Source organism: Streptococcus sp. 'caviae' (genome assembly GCF_001937065.1).
In the GTDB taxonomy this organism is placed as follows: domain Bacteria; phylum Bacillota; class Bacilli; order Lactobacillales; family Streptococcaceae; genus Streptococcus.
Map to the genome: position 1 here is coordinate 1 of NZ_MOWR01000019.1, position 1,544 is coordinate 1,544.

1 protein-coding gene is annotated in these 1,544 nt (G+C 39.6%); it reads right to left on the reverse strand.

Going from position 1 to position 1,544, the window contains the following annotated elements; genetic code table 11:
* Positions 1-56: 56 nt before the first annotated feature.
* Entirely contained in the window at positions 57-1,454 is a 1,398-nt protein-coding gene (locus BMI76_RS10420; RefSeq protein WP_075347469.1) for an ISNCY family transposase, read from the reverse strand.
* Positions 1,455-1,544 lie beyond the last annotated feature (90 nt).

Sequence of the window (1,544 nt, forward strand, 5' to 3'; positions counted from 1 at the left end):
TGTCAATCGAAAATGACAATGTCTTGAAAAAATCGGTTAGATAAGTGAAAAATCTGTTATAATTGTGGTTGAGAGGTATTCCTCTCACGCTTGAATTCTTCATAAGATTTTCCGATTTTATGAAGGTATTGTTTGAAAGATGCAAGTTTCCACGGATGGGATTGTGGTGGAATATACTTGCGTCTTTCTTTTTTAGTTTTAAGCACCATTTCGAATTCTGTGGAGTGCTTCTCGTGTTTTGGTAACTTTCTAGTGGCATAAATAGTGTCTGCGATATTAAGGTAGATGTCTCCATCGAATGCCTCAATCACAAGTGCCTTTGTCTTACGCGTAAAATAGATTTCTTTATCCCCTTCGACGGGCAAGTAGAAGTTGTTTTGATATCGAATATGATGCCCGCTATCAATCACTCTTTCAGAGACTCTCGCTAACAGTAGGTTTCGCTGGGCTGGTTTAGGTGCTTTCTCAAACACAGACTCACTAGCCAGTCCACCAAACTGCTTGTTAAATCGTTTAATCCATCTCTTAAGATAACGATTCGCTTGAGAGATGCTGGTAATTTGATTCCTCTGTAAATCAATTGGTAGACGCGATTGAAGGGTCTGATTAAGACGTTCTACACGCCCTTTAGCTTGAGGGATAGAAGACGTTTCAATGGCAATACCAAGCTGATGGCAAGCATATCCAAACTGTGTAAAGGTATCTTCCTCGATCTTTTTAGACTGACTGGAAGCATAAGTGAATACAGTCCTTTTATCAGTAAGGAACTGGAAAGGGATACCATGTACCTCTAAAATCTGTTCTAAGACATGATAATACCCGTTTAGCGTCTCCTGAGTATCAAAGTAAGCCCCGACAATATCACCGGAGGCATCGTCAATAGCGACATGAAGATGTGTTTCCTGTTGTCCAAACCAAGGGAATTGACTGGCATCCATTTGAATGAGTTCCCCTTTGAATTTCTTTCTTACTCGGCTGGGATGAGCTTTGTCAGGTTCTTCAAAGAAGTTAGAAGCAGTTGGGAGTTTGGATCCTCTTTTTTCTGCCTCCCTTTTCTTTTGTTTGGCTTCTTGCTTCAATCGTCTTTTCGTTGCTCGTTGTGTCTTTGGAGATAGAAACCCTGCTTGGTAGAGTAGTTTTCTAACAGTTGTATCTGAATAGGCGATGTTTTCTTCTTCCGCTAGTAGTTCGCAGAAATGAACAACATTTGGTCTTAAATCACCGTAACTTTGATATTTCTCGATAATCCTTCTCTTTGTTTCTAAAGACATGGCATGAGTTGGTCTTTTTGATCTATTACCATGAACGAAAGCTGACTTTCCTTTCTCTCGATAGGCTAGTATCAATCGGTTCACCTGCCTCTTGCTTAACCCTAATTCTACACAAGCCCTGTTTTTCTGTTTTTTACCCTCACAAACAGCTTTGATGACTAGGTATTTCTTTGACTCTATCATAGTTAGTTCTATTTTCCTCATCTTTCTAGTTTAACAGACGGGACATTTTCACATTCGACCTAGCTAAGACATTATCACTTTCGAATGATA

What these genes read in the sequence shown, in the direction of transcription:
- BMI76_RS10420 (WP_075347469.1), bottom strand. Translation starts at nt 1,454, where the DNA reads ATGATAGAGTCAAAGAAATACCTAGTCATCAAAGCTGTTTGTGAGGGT.